Source organism: Porphyromonas sp. oral taxon 278 str. W7784, assembly GCF_000467855.2.
Classification (GTDB): Bacteria; Bacteroidota; Bacteroidia; order Bacteroidales; family Porphyromonadaceae; genus Porphyromonas.
Window position 1 is genome coordinate 82,003 of record NZ_KI259258.1, and the last position, 1,301, is coordinate 83,303.

The 1,301-nt window shown below is 52.4% G+C and carries 1 protein-coding gene; it reads right to left on the reverse strand.

All coding sequences use genetic code 11. The features are described from left to right. Positions 1–343: 343 nt before the first annotated feature. A complete protein-coding gene (locus tag HMPREF1556_RS06855; RefSeq protein WP_021667676.1) occupies positions 344–934 on the reverse strand; it encodes a hypothetical protein in 591 nt (196 codons plus the stop codon). Positions 935–1,301: the final 367 nt, after the last annotated feature.

Consider the following 1,301-nt stretch of genomic DNA (forward strand, 5'->3'; position numbering starts at 1 on the left):
AGCGCTAAAATTAGGGGCGCTACAAGCCCTGTGGATACGGCTCTTCTAAGGCCTCAAAAAACGACCCACGGTAGGTCGCCGAAAAACCTACTGTAGGTCGATCGACCGACCTACCGTGGGTCGTCGAGGCGACCTACAGTAGGTTCCATTTTGTCCCTCCCCGAGCCTTGCCTCCCGAGGCTTCGCTTCACCCGCCCCGAGACTTCCCCATGGGTAGCTCTATGTAGTGGCAGGATCGTGCTTCATATTTATAGATGCGTCGCGGGGTGCCCCATTGGGACACCCCGCGATAACTCCTTGCGTAAGCTTCTTTTCACGCTCTTATGATGGCGATAAACTATGACTACTGGAGTAGCTCCTCCGTGGTGAAGGTCCTGACTATGCGCCCCCTCTCAAAGAGAACTAAGCTGAAGTGCTCCTCGTTGGTCGATCGCCCCGTGAGATCCTTGACGAAGGCTTCGTAGAAGCTGTCATGCCACTTCGTGCCGTAGTGCGTGTAGTCGATGCTGAGGATAGGCTCGGTGCGCCTCAGAAGTCCAGGCATGAGGTCAATGGCGACATAATAGGGCTCTGCTCCGATCTTATGCGCATATGCCCCGATGGTGCTCAGAGGAAGGCAATTACTCGAGGTGCAACCTTCGGTGAAGAGGTAGACCAAAGCCTTGGGCTTGGAGGCGAGTGTAGCTCGGAGTTCGGCGCCATTGACGCAGAGGATCTTCTTCTCCCGATGTACCCTATCGAGGGTCCTGTCGAGGTCACGGAGCTTATTCCGTGAGAAGACAATCCTTGCTCGCTCTTCACGGCTGAGGTACGCATAGCCTGATCTGATACCATAGACTCGGATGTACCCCGTAAGGCAGAGGCAGACTACCGTCGCAAGGAGGGCAATTGCTACAGCAGTGGCATAGGTGATTCGCTTTGTAACTCGATGCATGGAAATAGATAGACGGATGGAATATCCTCCGAATTCATCCAGATGACGATTTAGTTTATACTCCCCAGCTCTTATCTTGTCGGATCGACCTAAAGTATCGTACCCATTTGATGGGAGTATGATATCTTCATCGAACTACACAGTCGCTGATTGAGTTCTGGGCAAATATACCGCCTTTCTTCTAATGTCTGGATGGTTAAGCCTTAGATCCTAAGAAGAATATCCAAATATCCTCCCTGAGATCCTAAAGGGCGGCCTCGCTCTCCCCCGACGAAAATCTCAGCGCTAAAATTAGGGGCGCTACAAGCCCTGTAGATACGCCTCTTCTGAGCCCTCAAAAAACGATCCACGGTAGGTCGCCGAAAAA